Source organism: Aquipseudomonas alcaligenes NBRC 14159 (assembly GCF_000467105.1).
Taxonomy (GTDB): Bacteria; Pseudomonadota; Gammaproteobacteria; order Pseudomonadales; family Pseudomonadaceae; genus Aquipseudomonas; species Aquipseudomonas alcaligenes.
Genome location: NZ_BATI01000010.1, coordinates 76,636 through 99,372 on the forward strand (window position 1 = coordinate 76,636; position 22,737 = coordinate 99,372).

Sequence of the window (22,737 nt, forward strand, 5' to 3'; positions counted from 1 at the left end):
CTCAATACCATGCACAGCGACGAGCCGGCTGCACATAAAAAGCTAGTCTGCTAGAATGGCCGGCTTTCTTCTTTAACGATCCAGGTGAACCTTCCATGCAGCCCATGCTGAATATCGCGCTGCGCGCTGCGCGCAGTGCCGGCGAACTGATCATCCGCTCCATCGAACGCCTGGACGTCATCTCGGTCAACGAGAAGGATGCCCACGACTACGTGAGCGAAGTCGATCGCGCCGCCGAGCAGACCATCATCCAGGCGCTGCAGAAGGCCTATCCGACCCACGGCTTCCTTGGCGAGGAAGGCGGCAGCATCGTCGGCAGCGGCGACGGCGCCGATTACCAGTGGATCATCGACCCGCTGGACGGCACCACCAACTTCCTGCGTGGCGTGCCGCACTTCGCCGTCAGCATCGCCTGCAAATATCGCGGCCGCCTCGAACACGCCGTGGTGCTCGACCCGGTGCGCCAGGAAGAGTTCACCGCCAGCCGTGGCCGTGGCGCCGCCGTCAACGGCCGCCGCATCCGCGTCAGCAACCGCAAGAGCCTGGACGGCGCCCTGCTGGGCACCGGCTTCCCGTTCCGCGCCGAGCAGGTGGACAACCTGGACAACTACCTGGGCATGTTCCGCAGCCTGGTCGGCCAGACCGCCGGCATCCGCCGCGCCGGCGCCGCCAGCCTGGACCTGGCCTATGTCGCCTCCGGCCGCTACGACGCCTTCTGGGAGTTCGGCCTGTCCGAGTGGGACATGGCCGCAGGTGCCCTGCTGATCCAGGAAGCAGGCGGCCTGGTCAGCGACTTCAACGGTGGCCATGACTTCCTCGAAAAGGGCCAGATCGTCGCCGGCAACACCAAGTGCTTCAAGGCCGTGCTGACCGCCATCCAGCCGCACCTCGCGCCGTCGATGAAGCGCTGATAGACGGCTCCAATAAAAAACCGCCCCTCGGGGCGGTTTTTTTATGCAAGGCGGTTACTGAGCGACCGGCTGCTGCACCAGCACCAGCTGCCCCTGATCATTGACCGGGATCTGCATGCCGGGATCGCGATCCATGCGCACCTGGCCGATCTTGCCGTCCAGCTGGTACTTCACGTCATAGCCGACCAGCTTCTCGCTGGTATCGGTCACGGTGTGGCAACGGGTTTCGGTCGTGGTGTAGGTGTCACGCTCCTGCATGCCCTCCTGCACCTTGTTGCCTGCATAGCCACCACCCACGGCGCCCGCCACGGTGGCGATCTTCTTGCCGTTGCCACCACCGACCTGGTTACCCAGCAGACCACCGACCACCGCACCGATGGCGGTCCCGGCGATCTGGTGCTGATCCTTGACCGGCGCCTGACGGGTTACCGCCACGTCCTTGCACACCTCACGCGGCGTCTTGATGGTCTCCTTGATCGGCTGCACGGCCAGCACTTCGGCATACTGCGGACCACTGACCAGACTGTAGGTGGCCACCGCGCCTCCGGCCGTCACGCCCACGGCGCCCAGCACCGCGCCCACTATCATCGACTTGTTCATTCGACCCTCCTCAAGGCATCTGTCCGGGCGTATTTTCGCCCCTATTCCCAGCCTTGGATGGAGCGCCGCCGGCTGAGTTCCTCAATCGAGCAGGCAACACCGACAAATGGGAGCGCGATCACAGCCCGAAAACGACGAGGCCCGGCATCAGCCGGGCCTCGTAGAGCGGGAGAGCAACGGTGATCAGGGGCGATCATCCACCTCTTCCGCCTCAACCGGCGGAATCAGATCCTCGCGGGTCAGCTTCAGCCAGATCAGCAGGATGCTGGCGATGTACACCGAGGAATAGGTACCCGCAGTCACGCCAATGAACAGCGCCAGCGAGAAGCCCCACAGATTCTCACCACCAAATACCATCAGCGCGACGACCGCCAGCAGCGTGGAAATCGAGGTCGCCAGAGTACGCAGCAGGGTCTGCGTGGTCGAGATGTTGATGTTCTCGATCAGATCAGCCTTGCGCAGCACGCGGAAGTTCTCGCGGATACGGTCGAACACCACGATGGTGTCGTTCAGCGAGTAACCGATCAGCGCCAGCACGGCAGCCAGCACGGTCAGGTCGAAGGGGATCTGGAAGAAGGAAAACACACCGAGGGTGACGATCACGTCGTGGATCAGCGAGACGATGGCACCGAAGCCGAACTTCCATTGGAAGCGGAAGGCCACGTAGATCAGGATGCCACCGAGAGCCAGCAGCATGCCCAGCCCGCCCTGGTCACGCAGCTCCTCACCCACCGCCGGACCGACGAACTCGACCCGCTTGACGCTGAATTGCTCGGCACTCACCTTGTCCAGATCCGCCGCCAGCCTGTTGCCCAGCTGCGGATCATCGCCCTGCAGGCGCACCACCACATCAGTGGTGGCACCGAAGTGCTGCACCAACGCATCGCCATAACCGGCCTCCGCCAGCTGCCCACGAACCTTGGCCAGATCGGCCGGCTGCTCGTAGTTGAGTTCGATCAGGGCACCACCGGTGAAGTCCAGACCGAAGTTAAGCCCTTTGACCGCCAGGCTGCCGAGCGACACCAGGGTCAGCAGCACCGTCACCGCGAAAGCGGCATGACGGATGCCCATGAAGTTGATTACACGTTTCATCGCAGGCAGCCCCTTAGATCCACAGCTTCTTGAAATCACGGCCACCGAAGATCAGGTTGACCATGGCACGGGTCACGAAGATGGCCGTGAACATCGAGGTAATGATGCCGAGCGACATGGTCACGGCGAAGCCCTTGACCGGACCGGTGCCCATGGCGAACAGGATGCCACCGACCAGCAGGGTGGTCAGGTTGCCGTCGATGATCGCCGAGAAGGCACGATCGAAGCCTTCATGGATGGCACGCTGCACAGAGAGGCCATTGGCGATTTCCTCGCGGATACGCGAGAAGATCAGCACGTTGGCGTCCACCGCCATACCCATGGTCAACACGATACCGGCGATACCCGGCAGGGTCAGGGTCGCGCCCAGCACCGACATCAATGCCAGCAGCAGGACCATGTTGAAACCCAGGGCCACGGTCGCCAGCCCGCCGAAGAAGCGGTAGATGGCGATAATGAACAGGGATACGAAGACCATACCCCAGATCGACGCATCGATACCCTTGGCGATGTTGTCAGCACCCAGGCTCGGACCGATGGTGCGCTCCTCGGCGAAGTACATCGGCGCAGCCAGGCCACCGGCACGCAGCAGCAACGCCAGTTCGGACGACTCACCCTGACCGTTGAGGCCGGTGATGCGGAACTGGCTACCCAGTGCGGACTGGATGGTGGCTAGACTGATGATCTTCTTCTCTTCCTTGAAGGAGGGCACCGCCACCTCCTTCTCGACGCCGTCGACCACCTGCTTGACGTAGCGGGTCAGCGGCTTTTGCTCGATGAAGATCACCGCCATGCTGCGCCCGACGTTGTTGCGGGTGGCACGGTTCATCAGCTCGCCGCCATGGCCGTCGAGGCGGATGTTCACCTGCGGACGACCATTCTCGTCATAGCTGGCCTGGGCATCGGTGACCTGGTCACCGGTGATGATCAGGCTGCGCTCCAGCGCCACGGCCGGACGTCCGGCCTCACGGAACTCGAAGGACTCGGTGGAGGCGCGCGCCGCATCCGGCTCGGCCTGCAGGCGGAACTCCAGGTTGGCGGTCTTGCCGAGGATACGCTTGGCCTCGGCAGTGTCCTGTACACCCGGCAGTTCGACCACAATACGGTTGGCACCCTGACGCTGCACCAGCGGCTCGGCCACACCCAGCTCGTTGACCCGGTTGCGTACGGTGGTCAGGTTCTGCTTGATCGAGTACTCGCGGATCTCCGCGCGCTTGGCCTCGGTCAGCGCGATGCGCAGCACCTGCTGCTCGTTACGCGAAGAGGAGGTCAGCTCGAAATCGTTGAAATTCTTGCGAATGATCGCCTGCGCCTGCTCCAGCGACTCGCCATCGGCGAAGCCCAATTGCACGGCACCATCCTGCTGCGGCAGGCTGCGATAGCGCACACGCTCCTTGCGCAGCAGACTCTTGATCTCGCTCTCGTAGACCTTCATGCGCGCGTCCATGGCCTTGTCCATGTCCACTTCCAGCAGGAAGTGCACACCACCGGACAGGTCCAGGCCCAGCTTCATCGGCCCGGCGCCCAGACTACGCAGCCACTGCGGCGTGGTCGGCGCCAGGTTGAGGGCTACCACATAATCGTCGCCAAGCAGTTTGCGTACCAGCTCCTTGGCCGGCAACTGGTCGTCCTGCTTGCCCAGCCGCACCAGTGCGCCCTTGCCCTGCTTGCTCAGATCAGCCGACTTGACGGCGATACCAGCCTGTTTCAGGGCCTGGCTTATACGTTCGAGATCGGCCTGACCGACTTCCAGCGCGGTACTGGCTCCGCTGATCTGAATGGCCGGATCGTCCGGGTAGAGGTTGGGTGCGGAATAAATGAAGCCAACCGCCAGCACTGCCAGGATCAGCAAGTACTTCCACAGGGGGAATTTATTGAGCATGACGCCGCCCGTTATGACACGGGGCGCCTTAGGCGCCCCGTAGTGGTGAACGAAGAATCGTTAGATGGATTTCAGCGTGCCTTTCGGCAGGGTCGCCGCAATGGCCTGCTTCTGGAACTTCAGCTCGACATTGTCGGAGATTTCGACCACCACGAAGTCGTCGGTGACCTTGGTGACCTTGCCGATGATGCCACCGCTGGTCACCACTTCGTCGCCCTTCTGCAGGCCGCCGAGCAGGTTCTTGTGCTCCTTGGCGCGCTTGGCCTGGGGACGCCAGATCATCAGATAGAAGATGACCAGGAAGCCGATCAGGAACACCCACTCGAAACCACTGCCGGCGGGACCGGCGGCAGCGGCCGGTGCAGCGGCGTCGGCATAGGCGGCGGGAATCAGAAAGCTCATGGAAAACTCCTATTGCAAGGTCTTGAAGCTGGATGTGGCCGACCGCGAACGGCGGCGGGAGCGGGAACACCTCTTAATGGGGCGCTGCCCGGTCGATTTCAATCCCGTCAGGGTTCCAGCGGCGGCGTCGGCAGGCCGCGCCGGGCGTAGAAGGTATCGACAAAGGCGGCCAATGTACCCTGTTGAATTGCCTCGCGCAAACCAGCCATCAGGCGCTGATAATGGCGCAAGTTGTGGATGGTATTGAGCATGCTTCCCAGCATTTCGCCACACTTGTCCAGATGATGCAGGTAGGCACGGGAGAAGTGCTTGCAGGTGTAGCAGTCGCAGGCCGGGTCCAGCGGCGAATCGTCATGCTTGTGCACCGCATTGCGGATCTTGATCACCCCGGTATCGATGAACAGGTGGCCATTGCGCGCGTTGCGGGTCGGCATCACGCAGTCAAACATGTCCACGCCACGGCGCACGCCCTCGACCAGGTCCTCCGGCTTGCCCACCCCCATCAGGTAGCGCGGCTTGTCCGTCGGCAGGTGCGGCGGCAGGAAGTCCAGCACGCGGATCATCTCTTCCTTGGGCTCGCCCACCGACAGGCCGCCGATGGCCAGGCCGTCGAAGCCGATTTCCATCAGCCCCTCCAGCGAGCGCAGGCGCAGCTCTTCGTGCATGCCGCCCTGGACGATACCGAAGAGTGCCGACGGATTACCCTCGTGGGCATTCTTCGAGCGCTTGGCCCAGCGCAGCGACAGCTCCATGGAGCGCTTGGCGGTATCGAAGTCGGCCGGGTACGGGGTGCACTCGTCGAAAATCATCACGATGTCCGAGCCCAGGTCGCGCTGCACCTGCATGGACTCTTCGGGCCCCATGAACACCTTGGCGCCATCGACCGGCGAGGAGAAATACACGCCCTCCTCCTTGATCTTGCGCATGGCGCCCAGGCTGAACACCTGGAAACCACCGGAGTCGGTGAGGATCGGCCCCTGCCACTGCATGAAGTCGTGCAAGTCGCCATGGCGCTTGATCACTTCGGTGCCCGGACGCAGCCACAGATGGAAGGTGTTGCCGAGGATGATCTGCGCACCAATGCCCTCGATGTCGCGCGGCAGCATGCCCTTGACCGTGCCGTAGGTGCCGACCGGCATGAAGGCTGGGGTTTCCACCACGCCACGCGGGAAGGTCAGGCGGCCACGGCGGGCACGGCCGTCGGTGGCCAGCAGCTCGAAGGACATATGGCTCATGGGGTCTCCTCGGGACCGCGCGGGTCGGGGTTGCGGGTGATGAACATGGCATCACCGTAGCTGAAGAAGCGGTACTGCTGTTCCACGGCGGCTGCATAGGCGGCCATGGTCTCGGGATACCCGGCAAAGGCCGAGACCAGCATCAGCAGGGTCGACTCCGGCAGGTGGAAGTTGGTGACCAGGGCATCGACCACATGGAAGCGCTTGCCCGGGTAAAGAAAGATGTCGGTGTCGCCACTGAAGGCCTTCAGCTCGCCATCGCGCGCGGCGCTCTCCAGCGAGCGCACGCTGGTGGTGCCGACGGCGATCACCCGGCCGCCGCGGGCACGGCAGGCAGCCACAGCATCGACCACATCCTGACCGACCTGCAGCCACTCGCGGTGCATGTGGTGGTCCTCGATGCGCTCCACGCGCACCGGCTGGAAGGTACCGGCACCGACGTGCAGGGTGACGAAGACGGTATCGATACCCTTGTCGCGAATGGCCGTCAGCAACGCCTCGTCAAAGTGCAGACCGGCCGTCGGTGCAGCCACGGCACCGGCCTTGGACCTGTCCGAGTAGACGGTCTGGTAGCGCTCGCGGTCAGCAGCTTCGTCGGGGCGATCAATATAGGGCGGCAGCGGCATGTGGCCGACGCGATCCAGCAGCGGCAGCACCGGCTCGCTGAAGCGCAGTTCGAACAGCGCATCGTGACGAGCCAGCATCTCGGCCTCGCCACCACCTTCTATATGGATCAGCGAACCCGGCTTGGGCGACTTGCTCGAACGCACATGCGCCAGCACCCGGTACTCGTCGAGCACACGCTCGACCAGGACTTCCAGCTTGCCGCCGGAGGCTTTCTGGCCGAACAGGCGCGCCGGAATCACCCGGGTATCGTTGAACACCATCAGGTCGCCGGGGCGCAGGTACTCCAGCAGATCGGCGAACTGCCGGTGAGCGAGCGCGCCCGTCGGGCCGTCGAGCACCAGCAGACGGCTGGCACGCCGCTCGGCCAGGGGGTGACGGGCAATCAGGGAATCGGGAAGGTCGAATTGGAAATCAGCAACACGCATGACAGGCACATCTCCGCGGGGCGCCAAGCTTACCGGAAAGCCCCCCGCACGACCACGCGCCAGCTGTCACCACTACTGCGACGGCGGTGCGTAGCGGCTCATGATGCGCTGCAAGCTGCCATCCCGGCGCAGCTGCGCGATTGCGGCGTTGAGCGCCGGCAACAGCTCGGCACGCGAACGGTGTAGGCGGATGCGCAACTCGGAGCTGTTGATCACCGGTCCTTCCTCCACGCGCGCAGCGCCCGACTGCAGCTGCGGATGCCCATGGCGCAGATAGGCCAGCTCCAGTCGGTCGATGATGCCGGCCTGGCTGCGCCCATGCGCCACCTTGTACAGCAGGGCAATGGCATCGGGACTGTCATGCCGGCGAAAGTACTCGCTACCGACATAGCCGTAGCCGCGCACGGTGGCGATGGTCTTGCCGCGCAGGTCGGCCAGCTGCGTGAAGGCAAAGGCATGCCCCGGCGCAAACACCAGCACCTCGTGCGCCTCGAGCACCCGTTCGGTCCACAGGGTCACCTCGACCTGCTCGGGCGCCGTACGCCATTGCTGGCTGACGCAGCACTCGAGCTGCACCTGACCGTCGCGGAACATCTTCTGCGCCCGCAGCGGCGGCGCCGGGCGCGCGGCCTGCAGGTCGACGGCCAGCCGCTCATCCAGCGCATGCATGACATCGCTGAACACGCCACTGACCTGGCCGTCGTCGACCATCCAGTAAGGCACCCAGCTTTCATCGGTCACGGCATAGGTCAGGGTATCGGCTGCCGCCATCATTGGCAGCGTGAAGACCAGGCCGACAAGCCCACTGCGAACAACTTCGAGCACCCGCCTCTCCCCCACCGGATCTCATCGGCGCGAGGATAGCCGACAATCTTGACGATCGTCGCCAGCTTTACCGCCTGCCGCAGCTCTTGAAACCATGCCCGTGGCGCGATTGACCACCCCCGGTCGCCTCCCTATACTGCGCGCCCATCGTGCCTCGGTGGCGGAATCGGTAGACGCGGCGGATTCAAAATCCGTTTTCGAAAGGAGTGAGAGTTCGAGTCTCTCCCGGGGCACCACGATTTCTTCCCTCAAAACTGCCTGCAAAGCCTCTGGAATCAGCTGTTTCAGGGGGGTTGGCAAATCCGTTTGAGTTAGCGTAGAGTGGGTCAACTGTGTTTGCATGGGTCGCCTTGAATCGTGACCTGGTGCAGTAGATCCTAGATCCGCTACATCCCGCTCGACTTCTCTTACTCTCTGCAACCAGTTCCAGCCCTCGTGCGCCAAAAATCCGCGAGGCTGTCATCAACTCTAGTTTCAAGGAAATAAGACAATGTCGAATCGTCAAACCGGCACCGTCAAGTGGTTCAACGACGAGAAGGGCTTCGGCTTCATCACCCCCGAGAGCGGTCCGGATCTGTTCGTGCACTTCCGCGCTATCGAAGGTTCGGGCTTCCGTAGCCTGAAAGAAGGCCAGAAGGTCACCTTCGAAGCCGTGCAAGGCCAGAAAGGCATGCAAGCTGATAAGGTCCAGGTTCTGGGCTAATCGCTGCTGCTACGAAAGAGCCCCTGATGGCGACATCAGGGGCTTTTTTTCGCCTGCCGTTTTTTGTTCCAGCTCCCGACACCCCGTACAATCCCGCGCAATTCTCTGCACCCGAGCCAACCATGCCCAAGCACATGCTGCGCCCCCAGGGCGAATTCCCCAGCGCCGGACTGATCCGCCGCTGCGCCGCGATCTTCTACGACTTCCTGCTGAGCATCGCCCTGCTGATGGTGGTTACCCTGCTCTACAAGATGGCGCAGATGGCCATCGTCGGTGAGCAGCAGCTGCGTCAGATGTCCGATGCCGGCGCCCTGGACGGCGACCCGCTGCTATCGACCCTGCTGGTCATGAGCCTGTTCGGCTTCTTCGCCAAATTCTGGACCCACAACGGCCAGACCCTGGGCATGCAGGTCTGGGGCCTGCGCATCCAGAACGCCGACGGCTCGGCCATCACCCTGTGGCAGGCGCTGCTGCGCTTCGTGGTGGCCATCGGTTCCTGGCTGTTCTGCGGCCTGGGCTTTCTCTGGGTGCTGTGGGACAAGGACAAGCGCAGCTGGCACGACATCTACTCGGAAAGCCGCGTCGTCCAGCTGCCAAAGAACATCCACAAGAAGTAACCGGCTTCAGCCGGCGGCCAGCCCCGGCAGCAGCACATTGCCGACCAGCCAGGCGCTGGCCAGTGCGCCCAGTAAGCAGAGCAGCGCCCCGCCGGCAGCCTGCCAATAGAAGCCGCGAGCCAGCTCATCCTCGCCATAATTGGAGAGAATGAAGGGGTAGGCCTCGCCCGGCTTGCGCAGCTGGTGATGCACCGGCACCTCGCCACGCCCGACTTGCCGGCGCTGCGCCTCGACTCTTGCCGATTCGCGCATGCGCTCCCATTCGGCCGGGTCCAGCTGGCCATCGCCATTGCTGTCGAAGCGCTGCAGCATGCCGGCGAAATCACTCTTCCACTCGCGCACCACCGCCCCTTGCGCCAGGGTCAGGTCGAACGCCTCGGTGCCACCCTGGGTGCGGAAGTCGCCGATGGCGTAGAGCGGCTGCCCGACATGCAGGCGCTCCTCGGTGTAACGGTACTGGCTGCCCGCGGAGAACAGCATGCCGAGCAACCCGACGCCCTCACTGAGACCGCGCGGATGACGTTCGCTACCGCTCCAGACCTGGCGCGTGCTCGGCCGCACTTCGGCGCCCTTGGGGTTGATCAGGCACTCGCCAGTGGCGTCCTTGAGGCGCACCAGGGCCTCGCTGACGCCGCTCTCGATCACTCGCCAGCGTTTGCGCTTGCCATCGTCGTCGTACTCTTCGATCTTGAAGCGCCACCACAGGCACGGCGTGCCGGTCAGCGGCGCCCGCAGCTGGCCGTCGGGCAGCTCGTCCAGCACGCCATACAGCTCGACGTAACCCTGCGCCGCCGAGCGGATCTTCGACGTGGGCGTGTTGAGCAGGAAGCGCGCCTCGGACAGGCGCTTGATGCACCACCAGCCACCACCGACGCAGGCGCCGACACTGAAGGCCATGCTGATGGCCAGCCCACCAACATCCATCTCAGTTGAACAGCGACTTGAGGTCGACGTCGGCCTTCTCTTCCTCGCTGAACTGCAGCAGTTCAGCCGCCTTGAAGGCGAACATGCGCGCCAGGATCACGTCGGGGAACTGCTCGATACGCACGTTGTTGAGGTTGACCGCCTCGTTGTACAGCTCGCGGCGATCGGCGATGGCATTCTCCAGACCGGAGATGCGCTGCTGCAGGTGCTGGAAACTGTCGTTGGCCTTGAGATCCGGGTAGTTCTCGGCCAGCGCGAACAGCTGACCGAGGCCGGCCCGCAGACTGCTCTCGGCCTTGCCCAGGGCGCCCACGTCATGCTGCTCGCGGGCGCTGGCCACGGCGCTGCGGGCGGCGATCACGCGCTCCAGCGTCGTGCGCTCATGCTGCATGTACTGCTTGCAGGTCTCTACCAGCTTGGGCAGCTCATCGTGGCGCTGCTTGAGCAGCACGTCGATGTTCGACCAGGCCTTGCTCACCCCGTGCTTGAGGCGCACCAGGCCGTTGTAGAGCACCACCGCCCAGGCGGCGAGAAGAAACAGCACGACGAAAACGACAACAGTGGTCAGCATGGCAACACTCCTTGTGAACTGCCGGCATTCTAGCGAGGGCGGGCAACGCGTCCACTGCCTGATGCGCGAGGCGAGATCAAATCGCCTTTGCATGAAATGCAAATCTTTCGCATTATTGAGCGGTTTTCCGGTGCATTTGCACGGCTTTCCCAATACCTACACAAGGACTTCGCCATGACTCGCATGCCCCTGGCCACCGCCAGCCTGCTGGCTCTCGCCATTTCCCTCGCCGGCTGCGGCGATGACAAGCAAGAGGCCGCCGCACCGCAGACCTCCGCACCGGCCACAGCCACGGCCAGCAGCGCAGCCGCCGGCAAGGTCGACGAAGCCGCCGCCAAGGCCGTGGTCAGCCACTATGCCGACCTCGCCCTCGCCGTATTCAGCGATGCCGCCAGCACCGGCAAACAACTGCAGAGCGCCATCGATGCCCTGCTGGCCAACCCCAGCGAAGACAACCTGAAAGCCGCCAAGCAGGCCTGGCTGGCTGCCCGCGTGCCTTACATGCAGACCGAAGTCTTCCGCTTCGGCAACGCCGTGGTCGACGACTGGGAAGGCCAGCTCAACGCCTGGCCGCTGGACGAGGGCCTGATCGACTACGTGGCCAAGGACTACCAGCACGCCCTGGGCAACCCCGGCGCCAGTGCCAACATCATTGCCAACACTACCCTCCAGGTCGGCGAAGACAAGATCGACGTCAGCGAAATCACCGGCGAGAAGCTGGCCGAGCTGAACGAGCTGGGCGGTTCCGAAGCCAACGTCGCCACCGGCTACCACGCCATCGAGTTCCTCCTCTGGGGCCAGGACCTGAACGGTACCAACCCGGGTGCCGGTGCCCGTCCGGCCAGCGACTTCCTGGTCGGCGCCGGCGCTACCGGCGAGCACAACGAACGCCGTCGCGCCTACCTGAAAGCCGCCACCGACCTGCTGGTCGCCGACCTGGACAGCATGGTCGTGCAGTGGCAGGCCGGCAGCGCCGACAACTACCGCGCCAAGCTGGAGGCCGAGCCGGCCGAGAGCGGCCTGCGCAAGATGCTGTTCGGCATGGGCAGCCTGTCCCTTGGCGAGCTGGCCGGCGAGCGCATGAAGGTCGCTCTGGAAGCCAACTCCACCGAAGACGAGCACGACTGCTTCAGCGACAACACCCACAACTCGCACTTCTACAACGGCAAGGGTATTCGCAACGTCTACCTGGGCGAATACAAGAAGGCCGACGGCACCACCCTGAGCGGCCCGAGCCTGTCTGCCCTGGTCGCCAAGCTGGACGCCCAGGCCGATGCCACCCTGAAGGCCGACCTGGAAGCCACTGAAGCCAAGCTGCAGGTGCTGGTCGACAGCGCCGAGAAGGACAACGTGCACTTCGACCAACTGATCGCCGCCGAGAACAACGAAGGCCAGCAGAAGGTCCGCGATGCCATCGCCGCCCTGGTCAAGCAGACCGCTGCGATCGAGAAGGCCTCCGCCACCCTGGGTATCAGCGACCTGAACCCGGACACCGCCGATCACCAGTTCTGATACCCGCAGAACTGTCCGGAACGGATGCGCCCACAAGGCGCATCCGTTTTTTTATGCGCGCAAGCAACGCCCCGCACCCGACACAGCAGCGGCCCGCGACAATCTGGCCGAGGCACAAACGCTAATCCCTCTTATTTGACTTCCATTAGCCTGCTAAGATTGCCCGCCTGATTATCCGCTCAGGTTGTTCCCGATGCCCTCCGCGCTGCGCCTCTGCCTCCTGCCGCTGGCCCTGCTTCTCTCGGCCTGCGAACGCACACCGGCACCGGCAGAACCTGGCGAAGCCCTGTCCGGCGGCGCCACCACGGTGCGCCAGAGCGACCGCAATGCGTTCTCCCTGCCCTCCGCCAACCTGTCACCGTCGCGCCGCCTGGATTTCGCGGTGGGCAACAGCTTCTTCCGCAACCCCTGGGTGATCGCCCCATCCACCACCACGGCGCGCGACGGCCTCGGCCCACTGTTCAACACCAACGCCTGCCAGAACTGCCATATCAAGGACGGCCGCGGCCATCCGCCGGCGGCGAACGCCGCCAGCGCCGCCTCGATGCTGGTACGCCTGTCCATTCCCGCGAATGACTCGGCCGCGCACGCCGAACTGCTGCGCCGCCAGGGCGTGGTGCCCGAGCCGGTCTACGGCGGCCAGCTGCAGGACATGAGCAACCCCGGCGTGGCGCCCGAGGGCAAGGTCCGCGTGGAGTACGACCTGCTCACGGTGACCCTCGGCGACGGCACCCAGGTCGAGCTGCGCAAGCCGCGCCTGCGGATCAGCCAGCTCGGCTACGGCGAGATGCACGCCGACACCCTGTTCTCCGCCCGGGTAGCCCCGCCGATGATCGGCCTGGGCCTGCTGGAAGCGATTCCGGAGAGCGCGATCCTGGCCGGCGAAGACCCGCAGGATCGCGACGGCGACGGCATCCGCGGGGTGGCCAACCGGGTCTGGGACGATGCCCGTGGCGCAACCGTGCTCGGCCGCTTCGGCTGGAAGGCCGGCCAGCCCAACCTCAACCAGCAGAACGTGCACGCCTTCTCCAGCGACATGGGCCTGACCACCCGCCTGCTGCCCCACGACGAATGCACGGCGGCGCAGACCGACTGCCGCGCCATGCCGCACGGCGGCGAGCCCGAAGTCAGCGACAACATCCTCGCCAGCGTGCTGTTCTACACGCGCAACCTGGCGGTGCCGGCGCGCCGGGACGTGGACGCCCTGGAGGTGCGCCGCGGCAAGCAGCTGTTCGTCGACGCCGGCTGCGCCAAGTGCCACACGCCCAGCTTCGTGACTGCGGCGGATGCCGCCGAGCCGGAACTGGCCCGGCAGACCATCCGTCCCTACAGCGACCTGCTGCTGCACGACATGGGCGACGGCCTGGCCGATGACCGCCCGGAGTTCCAGGCCAGTGGCCGGCAGTGGCGCACCGCGCCGCTCTGGGGCATCGGCCTGACCGAGACGGTCAATGGCCACACCCAGTTCCTGCATGATGGCCGTGCGCGCAACCTGCTGGAGGCCATCCTCTGGCATGGCGGCGAAGCCGAACAGGCGCGTCAGGCCATCAGCGATTTCGATGCCAGCGAGCGCGGCGCGCTGCTGGCCTTCCTCAACTCCCTGTAAGGAGTTCGACATGCACCGCTCCCCCCTCGCCATCGCCCTGCTCGCCCTCGGCCTCGCCGCCTGCAGCCCGCAGGACCCGCAGCAGCGCGTCAGCGCGGCGCTCACCGACAGCGTGCTGCTGCCGGCCTATGGCGCCTGGCACCAGTCCAACCAGAAGCTGGCCGAGAGCGCCCAGGCCTTCTGCGCCGGCCAGCAGGACCTCGGCGCCGCGCAACAGGTGTTCCTCACCGACGCGGCCAGCTGGGCAGCCCTGCAGCCGCTGCTGGTCGGCCCGCTGGCCGAAGGCAACCGCGCCTGGCAGGTACAGTTCTGGCCGGACAAGAAGAACCTGGTACAACGCCAGGTCGAGGCCCTGCTGAAGAACAAGCCGCAGCTCAGCCAGGCTGACGTGGAACAGGCCAGCGTGGTGCTGCAGGGGTTGACCGCCTATGAATACGTGCTGTTCGACGCCGCCATCGACCTCTCCGACGCCGACCAGAAGGCCCGCTACTGTCCGCTGCTGATCGGCATCGGCGCACACCAGCAGAAGCTCTCCGGCGACGTGCTCGAGCAGTGGCAGGCCAAGGACGGCATGGCCGCGCAACTGCGCGCATTCCCCAACGCCCGCTACGCCGAAGCCCCCGAGGCAGTGGCCGAACTGCTGCGCGCCCAGGTCAACGCCCTCGACGGCATGAAGAAGAAGCTCGGCGCCGCCCTTGGCCGCCAGAGCAAGGGCGTACCGCAGCCCTACCAGGCCGAGTTCTGGCGCAGCAATGCCAGCCTGGCCAGCCTCGCCGCGGCCCTGGCCAGTGCCGAACGCCTGTGGCTGGGCGCCAACCAGGACGGCCTGCGCAGCCTGCTCGGTGACGACCAGCAGGCGCTGGCCACGCGCATCGACCAGCAGTACGCCAGCACCCGTCAGCAGCTGGCCGCGCTGCAGCGTCCGCTTGGCGAGATGCTCGCCGACGAGGCTGGTCGCGCCGAACTGAATGCCTTCTACGACAACCTCAACCAGATCCATCGCCTGCAGGGCGGCGAGCTGGCCAAGGTGCTCGGCGTGCAACTGGGCTTCAACGCCCACGACGGTGACTGAATGAAGCGCAGAGCCTTTCTCGGCCTCGGCAGCCTGGCCCTGGCGGCCGGCGCACTGGGCGGCTGGAAGTTGCTCGGCCATGGGCCACAGCCGCTGCTGCTATCGGCCCGTGACGACGCCGACGGCCACCACTATGCCGTCGGCTACCGGCTGGACGGCAGCAAGGCCTTCGCCACCCGCGTCACCGAGCGCTGCCACGACGTGGTGCCGCACCCCAGCCTGCCGTTGGCGGTGTTCGTCGGTCGCCGGCCAAGCCGCGAGAGCTACCTGATCGATACCCGCGACGGCCGCCTGCTGCAGACGCTGGCCTCGGCACAGGACCGACACTTCTATGGCCACGGCCTGTTCCACCGCGACGGCGAGTGGTTCTACAGCACCGAGAACGACACCCGCAAGCCCGGGCGTGGCGTACTCGGCGTCTATCGCCTGCAGGACAACCAGCTGCAGCGGGTGGGCGAGCACGCGACCCATGGCGTCGGCCCGCACCAGCTGCTGTGGCTGCCCGGCGGCGAGGAGCTGGTGGTGGCCAACGGCGGCATCCGCACCGAGGCCGACAGCCGGGTGATGATGAACCTCGATGCCATGGAGCCGAGCCTGGTGCTGATGCGCCGCGATGGCAGCCTGATCAGTAAGGAGCAGTTGCCGCAGCGGATGAACAGCGTGCGTCACCTGGCCGTGGCCGCCGACGGCACCATCGTCTCCGGCCAGCAGTACGAGGGTGATCCGCAGGACAGCGTGCCGCTGCTGGCGATCAAGCGCCCTGGCCAGGCCTTCCAGCCCTTCCCCCTGGGCGAGGCACAGCGCGCGGCGATGAACCAGTACACCGCCAGCCTGGCGATCCACGACGAGCTGCGCCTGCTGGCGCTGACTGCGCCACGCGGCAATCGCTTCTTCATCTGGAACCTGGACAGCACCGAGCTGCTGCTCGACGCCCCGCTGCCGGACTGCGCCGGGGTCGGCGCGGTGGCCGACGGCTTCGTGGTCACTTCCGGCCAGGGTCGCTGCCGCCTCTACGACTGCCGCGGCGAGCAGATCGCCGTGCGCCCGCTGGAGCTGCCTGCCGGGCTCTGGGACAACCACCTGCGCCTGGCCTGACGCGGAGAAAGTCCCCGCCGAAGGCTCAAGGCCAGCCACACAGTGCCGACCTATACTGAAGTCGACAGCGCCAGGCGCTGTCACCGGCCTGTCATCGCCGACGGATAGGGATATCCGCAATGCCGCCACCCACTCGGGTGGCGGAGGGTTACTACCCGCCACGAGGTCCCCCCCCATGTTTTTGCAAAAATCCCTGCGCGCACAGATTCTCGCGCTGCTCGGCGGCAGTCTGGCGCTGATCCTGATCACCGCCCTGGCCTGCTTCAGCTTCCTTTCCGGCGGCATGCAGGCCTATCGCGGCCTGCTCGAGGGGCCGCTGGAAGCTTCCCGGCTGATCGACTCGGCCAACGTCGAATTCAAGATCCAGGTGCAGGAGTGGAAGAACGTCCTGCTGCGCGGTCAGGACAGCGACAGCCTGAACAAGTACTGGAGCCAGTTCGAGGCCCAGGAGCGCAAGGTGCAGGACATCCTCGGCGAGCTGGCCGTACTGGCCAGCGATGATGCCGCGCTGAAGAATCAGGTCGAGCGCCTGCGCAGCGAGCACCAGACCCTCGGCGCCAACTACCGTAAGGGCCGCGATGCCTTCGTCGCCGCCGGTGGCGACAGCAAGGCCGGCGATGCCGCGGTCAAGGGTATCGACCGTGCCGCCAGCGAGCAGATGAGCGCGCTGGTCAGCCAGCTGCACGAGCAGGGCCTGGCGCAGGCAAAGCAGATCAATGCCGGTGCCGAACGCACCATCCTGCTGGGTAGCCTGGTGATGCTGGCCGCCAGCGTGGTGATCGCCCTGTTCAGCCTGTGGCTGGTCAACCGCCACCTGATCATCCCGATTCGCCACCTGATCAGCCATGTCGACCAGCTCAGCCACGGCCGCTTCGGCCAGCGGGTCGACTCCTCGCGTCAGGACGAGCTGGGCATGCTGGCCCGCGCCGCCAACACCCTGCGCGACTTTCTCGCCAGCACCACCGAGAGCCTGCGCCTGAGCAGCGGCAACCTGAACAACGCCAGCGGCGAGCTGAACCAGATCGCCTCGCGCATGACCCTGGGCATCAACGAGCAGTTCGAGCGCACCGACCAGGTCGCCACCGCCATGCACGAGATGTCCGCCACCGCCCAGGAAGTGGCGCGTCATGCCGTCGAGGCCGCGCATGCGGCTGATGATGCGGACAGCTCGGCCCGCCAGGGCGGCAAGGTGATGGAATCGACCATCCAGACCATCACCGGCATGCGCAGCGAGATCGCCAACACCGCCGAGGTGATCCGCCGTCTGGAGGCCGATAGCGGGCGCATCGGCAAGGTCCTCGAAGTGATCCGCGGCATCGCCGAGCAGACCAACCTGCTGGCGCTCAACGCCGCCATCGAGGCGGCCCGGGCTGGCGAGCAGGGCCGCGGCTTTGCCGTGGTGGCCGACGAGGTCCGCCACCTGGCCCAGCGCACCGCCGAGTCCACCGCCGAGATCAACCAGATCATCGATACCGTGCAGACCGGCGCGCTCAACGCCGTGCGTGCCATCGAGAGCGGGCAGAGCCGCAGCGAGGAAGGCGTGACCCAGGTCACCGAAGCCGGCGCCATGCTGCAGCGCATCACCGGCGCGGTGGAGGCGATCCGCGACATGAACCGGCAGATCGCCACCGCCGCCGAGGAACAGACCTCGGTGGCCGAGGACATCTCGCGCAATCTCACCGAGATCACCGCCATCGCCAGCGCCAACCAGGAAAACGTCGAACGCACCCAGGCCGCCAGCCATGCCCTGCACGATCTGTCCGGCGAGCTGAGCGAGGTCACCCAGCGCCTGACCGCCTGAGCGGCAGGCGAGTTGCGCCGAAACGATACAGGGATGTAGCGTTTCTACGGCTATCTGTGTGGTTCTTGCAACGATCTGTTGCGTCATAATGGCCTGGCAAACTTTTGCAAACGCCAGGCTTTTGACTTGCCGGTCAAGTGGCACTATGGTGCCCGTCTTGCCTATTCCCAGGCCCCTTCTGCCCAGCCAAGGAACCGGAATATGTTGCTCCGCCGCATGCTGATCATGCTGGGCGTCGTACTCGCCGTGGTGCTCGCCCTCGCCGCCTACAAAGGCTTCTCCATCTACCAGCAGATCCAGATGTTCTCGGCGCCACAGCCGGCCATCAGCGTGTCTGCCGCCGTCGCCCGCGAGCAGCCCTGGCAGAGCCGTCTGCCGGCCATCGGCACGCTCAAGGCGTATCAGGGCGTGGACTTGACGGCCGAGGTGCAGGGCACGGTCAAGGAAGTGCTGTTCCAGTCCGGCGAGAAGGTCACCCTCGGCCAGCCGCTGCTGCAGCTGGACAGCGAGGTCGAGCGCGCCATCCTCGCCACCGCCGAGGCGGTGCGCGCCCTGGCCCGCGTCGAATATCAGCGCGGCCAGGACCTGATCAAGCGCCAGGCCATCTCCAAGAGCGAGTTCGACCGTCTCAACGCCGAACTGCTCAAAGCCGAGGCCAGCGTCACCCAGCTCAAGGCCGAACTGGACAAGAAGCGCATCCTCGCGCCCTTCGCCGGCACCATCGGCATTCGCCAGGTGGACACCGGTGACTACCTGAGCCCCGGCACCTCCTTCGCCACCCTGCAGGACCTGTCCAGGCTGTACGTCGACTTCTTCCTGCCGGAGCAGGACTACCCGCAACTGGCCATCGGCCAGAGCGTGCGCCTGTCGCTGGCCGCCTACCCGGGCGAGGTCTTCAGCGGCGAGATCAGCGCACTCAACCCCAAGGTCGAGGAAACCACGCGCAACGTGCAGGTCCGCGCCATGCTGCCCAACCCGGACAACAAGCTGCTGCCGGGCATGTTCGCCAACCTCGAGGTTCTGCTGCCGGGCGAGAAGCCGCAGGTACTGGTACCGGAAACCGCCATCACCTACACCCTCTACGGCAACTCGGTGTACGTGATCGGCGAGCAGAAGGACGACCAGGGCGCCGTGGTCAAGGACGAAAAGGGCCAGCCCCGCCTGGTGGTCGAACGCCGCTTCGTCGAGACCGGCGAGCGCCGCGACGGCCAGGTCCTGGTACTCAAGGGCCTGAAGGCCGGCGAGCAGGTGGTCACGGCCGGCCAGCTCAAGCTCGACAACGGCGCCCACGTGGCCATCGTCGAAGACCAGGCCCAGGTCCTCAAGTAGACCCAAGCCAGCACTGATCACAGGGGCGGGCCTGCACCAGCAGCCCGCACCGACTCAGACTCCAGGAGCCAAGCATGGCTTTCACAGATCCCTTTATCCGGCGCCCGGTCCTGGCGACCGTGGTCAGCCTGCTGATCATCCTGCTGGGCTTCCAGGCCTTCAGCAAACTGGTGATCCGCCAGTACCCGCAGATGGAAAACGCCCTGATCACGGTGACCACCGCCTACCCCGGGGCCAATGCCGAGACCATCCAGGGCTACATCACCCAGCCGCTGCAGCAGAGCCTGGCCAGCGCCGAAGGCATCGACTACATGACGTCGTCGAGCCAGCAGAACTTCTCCACCATCTCCATCTATGCGCGCATCGGTGCCGATACCGACCGCCTGTTCACCGAGCTGCTGGCCAAGGCCAACGAGGTGAAGAACCAGCTGCCGCAGGATGCCGAGGACCCGGTGTTGTCCAAGGAAGCGGCCGATGCCTCGGCGCTGATGTACGTCAGCTTCTACAGCGACCAGCTGTCCAACCCCCAGATCACCGACTACCTGTCGCGCGTGATCCAGCCCAAGCTGGCCACCCTGCCCGGCATGGCCGAAGCCGAGATCCTCGGCAACCAGGTATTCGCCATGCGCCTGTGGCTGGACCCGGTGAAGATGGCCGCCTACGGCATCGCCGCCACTGACGTGACCAGCGCCGTGCAGCGCTACAACTTCCTCGCCGCCGCCGGCGAAGTGAAGGGCCAGTACGTGGTCACCAGCATCAACGCCACCACCGACCTCAAGTCGCCCGAGGCCTTCGGCGCCATTCCGGTGAAGACCGATGGCGACAGCCGCGTGCTGGTGCGTGACATCGCCCGGGTGGAGATGGGTGCGGCCAACTACGACTCGATCAGCTCGTTCGACGGCATCCCGTCCGTCTACATCGCCATCAAGGGCACACCCAGCGCCAACCCGCTGGACGTCATCAAGCACGTGCGCGCCGCCCTGCCGGAGCTGGAAGCGCAGCTGCCGCCGAACCTCAAGGTGTCCATCGCCTACGACGCCACCGAGTTCATCCGCGCTTCCATCGACGAGGTGGTGAAGACCCTGGCCGAGGCCGTGCTGATCGTCATCGTCGTGGTCTTCCTGTTCCTCGGCGCATTCCGCTCGGTGCTGATCCCGGTGATCACCATCCCGCTGTCGATGATCGGCGTGCTGTTCTTCATGCAGCTGATGGGCTACTCGATCAACCTGCTGACCTTGCTGGCCATGGTCCTGGCCATCGGCCTGGTGGTGGACGACGCCATCGTGGTAGTGGAGAACATCCACCGCCACATCGAGGAGGGCAAGACGCCCTTCGATGCGGCCATCGAGGGCGCCCGCGAGATTGCCGTGCCGGTGATCTCGATGACCATCACTCTGGCCGCGGTGTACGCGCCCATCGGCTTCCTCGAGGGCCTGACCGGCGCCCTGTTCAAGGAGTTCGCCCTGACCCTGGCGGGCGCGGTGATCATCTCCGGCGTGGTGGCGCTGACCCTGTCGCCGATGATGTGCTCCAAGCTGCTGCGCCACGAGGAGAACCCCTCGGGCCTGGCGCACAAGCTGGACCAGATCTTCGACCGCCTCAAGCGCCGCTACCAGAAGGCCCTGCACGGCACCCTGAATACCCGCCCGGTGGTGGTGGTGTTCGCCGTCATCGTGCTGTGCCTGATCCCGGTGCTGCTGATGTTCAGCAAGAGCGAGCTGGCGCCGGAGGAAGACCAGGGCATCGTGTTCCTGTTCGCCAACGCGCCGCAGCCGACCAACCTCGACTACATGAACGCCTACACCGACCAGTTCGTGAAGATCTTCAAGGAGTTCCCCGAGTACTACTCGTCCTTCCAGATCAACGGCTTCGACGGCGTGCAGGCGGGCATCGGCGGTTTCCTGCTCAAGCCCTGGGACGAGCGCGAGCGCACCCAGATGGAGCTGCTGCCGATCGTCCAGGGGCGCCTCAACGACATCCCCGGCCTGCAGATCTTCGGCTTCAACCTGCCGTCGCTGCCCGGCACCGGCGAGGGCCTGCCGTTCCAGTTCGTGATCAACACGCCGAACGACTACGAGTCGCTGCTGCAGGTGGCCGAACGGGTCAAGCAGAAGGCCATGGAGTCCGGCCAGTTCGCCTTCCTCAACGTCGACCTAGCGTTCGACAAACCCGAGGTGGTGGTCGATATCGACCGCGAGAAGGCCGCGCAGATGGGCGTATCCATGCAGGATCTGGGCGCCACCCTGGCCATCCTGCTCGGCGAGGGCGAGGTCAACCGCTTCACCATCGACGGCCGCAGCTACAAGGTGATCGCCCAGGTCGAACGCGCCTACCGCGACAATCCGGGCTGGCTGAGCAACTACTACGTCAAGAGCGAGAGCGGCCAGATGGTACCCCTGGGCACCCTGATCAAGGTCAGCGACCGCGCCCGGCCGACCAAGCTCAAGCAGTTCCAGCAGCTCAACGCGGCGATCATCGAAGGCGTGCCGATCGTCAGCATGGGCGAAGCCGTGGATACGGTGGCGCAGATTGCCCGCGAGGAAGCGCCGCGCGGTTACACCTTCGACTACGCCGGCGCCTCGCGCCAGTACATCCAGGAAGGCAGTGCGCTGTATGCCACCTTCGGCCTGGCCCTGGCGATCATCTTCCTGGTGCTGGCCGCGCAGTTCGAGAGCTTCCGCGACCCGCTGGTGATCCTGGTCACCGTGCCGCTGTCGATCTGCGGCGCGCTGATCCCGATCTTCCTCGGCCTCTCGAGCATGAACATCTACACCCAGGTAGGCCTGGTGACGTTGATTGGCCTGATCAGCAAGCACGGCATCCTGATCGTCGAGTTCGCCAACCAGCTGCGCCGCGAGAAAGGGCTGAGCATCCGCGAGGCCATCGAGGAAGCCGCCTCGATCCGCCTGCGCCCGGTACTGATGACCACGGCGGCGATGGTGTTCGGCATGGTACCGCTGATCCTCGCTACCGGTGCCGGCGCGGTGAGCCGCTTCGACATCGGCCTGGTGATCGCCACCGGCATGTCGATCGGCACCCTGTTCACCCTATTCGTGCTGCCCTGCGTCTACACCCTGCTGGCCAGCCCGGACAAAGCCCCCAAGCCCGCCGGCGTAGCGGCTCACTGAGCCTTAAGCCGCCACAAAAAAGCCCCGCCTAGGCGGGGCTTTTTTCATACACCGAGCTCGATTACTGCTCGGCCTTCATGGCATGGGACAGGCCGTATACCAGCAGCAGCAGATTGTCGCTGTCGGCTTCGATCTTGCTGATATCCACATGGCGGCTGGACACCACCGGGCATGGCTGTGCGCCACAGCTGGCGGCATCCAGCACCCGCGGCGCCGGCTCCTGCCAGGCGGCGGTAGCCAGGGCCGTGACACTGAGGGCACCGACGAGGAACAATCCTCTAGCGATTTCTAATTTCATTTCGATAACCCCTTGATAGCGCTGCCAAACGCCTAACAACAAAACTAGTTCAGACCATTCCTTGGCAACGCCCCGACCGACG

General features: G+C 65.2%; 20 protein-coding genes and 1 tRNA gene. 11 read left to right on the forward strand and 10 right to left on the reverse strand.

The window, feature by feature from the left end; all coding sequences use genetic code 11:
- Positions 1-95 precede the first annotated feature (95 nt).
- Positions 96-911 carry a type III secretion system regulator SuhB gene (suhB, locus tag PA6_RS07810; RefSeq protein WP_021700359.1) on the forward strand — a complete coding sequence of 272 codons (816 nt, stop codon included), beginning with the start codon at positions 96-98 and terminating at the stop codon, positions 909-911.
- A gap of 54 nt (positions 912-965) precedes the next feature.
- Here suhB and PA6_RS07815 read toward each other — a convergent pair whose 3' ends face one another.
- From PA6_RS07815 to PA6_RS07845, 7 genes are all read right to left on the reverse strand, one after another.
- Complete coding sequence (locus tag PA6_RS07815; RefSeq protein WP_021700360.1) at positions 966-1,511, reverse strand: glycine zipper 2TM domain-containing protein; 546 nt, start codon at positions 1,509-1,511, stop codon at positions 966-968.
- A 183-nt stretch (positions 1,512-1,694) separates the two neighbouring features.
- Positions 1,695-2,603 (reverse strand): protein translocase subunit SecF, encoded by a 909-nt coding sequence (gene secF, locus PA6_RS07820; protein WP_021700361.1) that lies wholly within the window; start codon positions 2,601-2,603, stop codon positions 1,695-1,697.
- Between the two features lie 13 nt (positions 2,604-2,616).
- Complete coding sequence (secD, locus tag PA6_RS07825) at positions 2,617-4,485, reverse strand: protein translocase subunit SecD (RefSeq protein ID WP_021700362.1); 1,869 nt, start codon at positions 4,483-4,485, stop codon at positions 2,617-2,619.
- Positions 4,486-4,545: 60 nt separating this feature from the next.
- Entirely contained in the window at positions 4,546-4,887 is a 342-nt protein-coding gene (gene yajC / locus PA6_RS07830; RefSeq protein ID WP_021700363.1) for a preprotein translocase subunit YajC, read from the reverse strand.
- A gap of 107 nt (positions 4,888-4,994) precedes the next feature.
- Entirely contained in the window at positions 4,995-6,113 is a 1,119-nt protein-coding gene (gene tgt / locus PA6_RS07835) for a tRNA guanosine(34) transglycosylase Tgt (RefSeq protein WP_043216455.1), read from the reverse strand.
- 5 nt (positions 6,114-6,118) lie between these two features.
- Positions 6,119-7,174: a tRNA preQ1(34) S-adenosylmethionine ribosyltransferase-isomerase QueA gene (gene queA, locus PA6_RS07840; RefSeq protein WP_021700365.1), complete on the reverse strand. Its 1,056-nt coding sequence runs from the start codon at positions 7,172-7,174 to the stop codon at positions 6,119-6,121.
- 72 nt (positions 7,175-7,246) lie between these two features.
- A complete protein-coding gene (locus PA6_RS07845; RefSeq protein ID WP_043216443.1) occupies positions 7,247-7,999 on the reverse strand; it encodes a substrate-binding periplasmic protein in 753 nt (250 codons plus the stop codon).
- A 151-nt stretch (positions 8,000-8,150) separates the two neighbouring features.
- Between PA6_RS07845 and PA6_RS07850 the strand changes: the two genes are divergently transcribed.
- The 3 genes from PA6_RS07850 to PA6_RS07860 all read left to right on the forward strand — a co-directional run bounded on the left by PA6_RS07850 (position 8,151) and on the right by PA6_RS07860 (position 9,319).
- A tRNA-Leu gene (locus PA6_RS07850) sits at positions 8,151-8,235 on the forward strand.
- A 254-nt stretch (positions 8,236-8,489) separates the two neighbouring features.
- On the forward strand, positions 8,490-8,702 hold the full coding sequence (locus PA6_RS07855) for a cold-shock protein (protein WP_021700367.1): 213 nt from the start codon (positions 8,490-8,492) through the stop codon (positions 8,700-8,702).
- A gap of 122 nt (positions 8,703-8,824) precedes the next feature.
- Positions 8,825-9,319, forward strand: a complete 495-nt coding sequence (locus PA6_RS07860) for an RDD family protein (protein ID WP_021700368.1) — start codon at positions 8,825-8,827, stop codon at positions 9,317-9,319.
- A 6-nt stretch (positions 9,320-9,325) separates the two neighbouring features.
- Here PA6_RS07860 and PA6_RS07865 read toward each other — a convergent pair whose 3' ends face one another.
- Positions 9,326-10,243, reverse strand: coding sequence for a GIDE domain-containing protein (locus tag PA6_RS07865; RefSeq protein WP_021700369.1), 918 nt, complete (start codon positions 10,241-10,243; stop codon positions 9,326-9,328).
- A gap of 1 nt (position 10,244) precedes the next feature.
- Entirely contained in the window at positions 10,245-10,814 is a 570-nt protein-coding gene (locus PA6_RS07870; protein ID WP_021700370.1) for a LemA family protein, read from the reverse strand.
- A 174-nt stretch (positions 10,815-10,988) separates the two neighbouring features.
- On the opposite strand from PA6_RS07870, the gene PA6_RS07875 reads away from it, so the two are divergent.
- From PA6_RS07875 to PA6_RS07905, 7 genes are all read left to right on the forward strand, one after another.
- Complete coding sequence (locus tag PA6_RS07875) at positions 10,989-12,326, forward strand: imelysin family protein (RefSeq protein ID WP_021700371.1); 1,338 nt, start codon at positions 10,989-10,991, stop codon at positions 12,324-12,326.
- 193 nt (positions 12,327-12,519) lie between these two features.
- Entirely contained in the window at positions 12,520-13,932 is a 1,413-nt protein-coding gene (locus PA6_RS07880; RefSeq protein ID WP_021700372.1) for a di-heme oxidoreductase family protein, read from the forward strand.
- 10 nt (positions 13,933-13,942) lie between these two features.
- Positions 13,943-15,004 (forward strand): imelysin family protein, encoded by a 1,062-nt coding sequence (locus tag PA6_RS07885; RefSeq protein ID WP_021700373.1) that lies wholly within the window; start codon positions 13,943-13,945, stop codon positions 15,002-15,004.
- Positions 15,005-16,099, forward strand: coding sequence for a DUF1513 domain-containing protein (locus tag PA6_RS07890; RefSeq protein WP_021700374.1), 1,095 nt, complete (start codon positions 15,005-15,007; stop codon positions 16,097-16,099).
- 175 nt (positions 16,100-16,274) lie between these two features.
- Positions 16,275-17,900, forward strand: coding sequence for a methyl-accepting chemotaxis protein (locus PA6_RS07895; RefSeq protein WP_021700375.1), 1,626 nt, complete (start codon positions 16,275-16,277; stop codon positions 17,898-17,900).
- Positions 17,901-18,101: 201 nt separating this feature from the next.
- Positions 18,102-19,229 (forward strand): efflux RND transporter periplasmic adaptor subunit, encoded by a 1,128-nt coding sequence (locus PA6_RS07900; protein ID WP_021700376.1) that lies wholly within the window; start codon positions 18,102-18,104, stop codon positions 19,227-19,229.
- A gap of 74 nt (positions 19,230-19,303) precedes the next feature.
- Positions 19,304-22,357 (forward strand): multidrug efflux RND transporter permease subunit, encoded by a 3,054-nt coding sequence (locus PA6_RS07905; RefSeq protein WP_021700377.1) that lies wholly within the window; start codon positions 19,304-19,306, stop codon positions 22,355-22,357.
- A 61-nt stretch (positions 22,358-22,418) separates the two neighbouring features.
- Here the strand turns inward: PA6_RS07905 and PA6_RS07910 are convergent, their stop codons facing one another.
- Positions 22,419-22,655 (reverse strand): hypothetical protein, encoded by a 237-nt coding sequence (locus PA6_RS07910; protein ID WP_021700378.1) that lies wholly within the window; start codon positions 22,653-22,655, stop codon positions 22,419-22,421.
- Positions 22,656-22,737 lie beyond the last annotated feature (82 nt).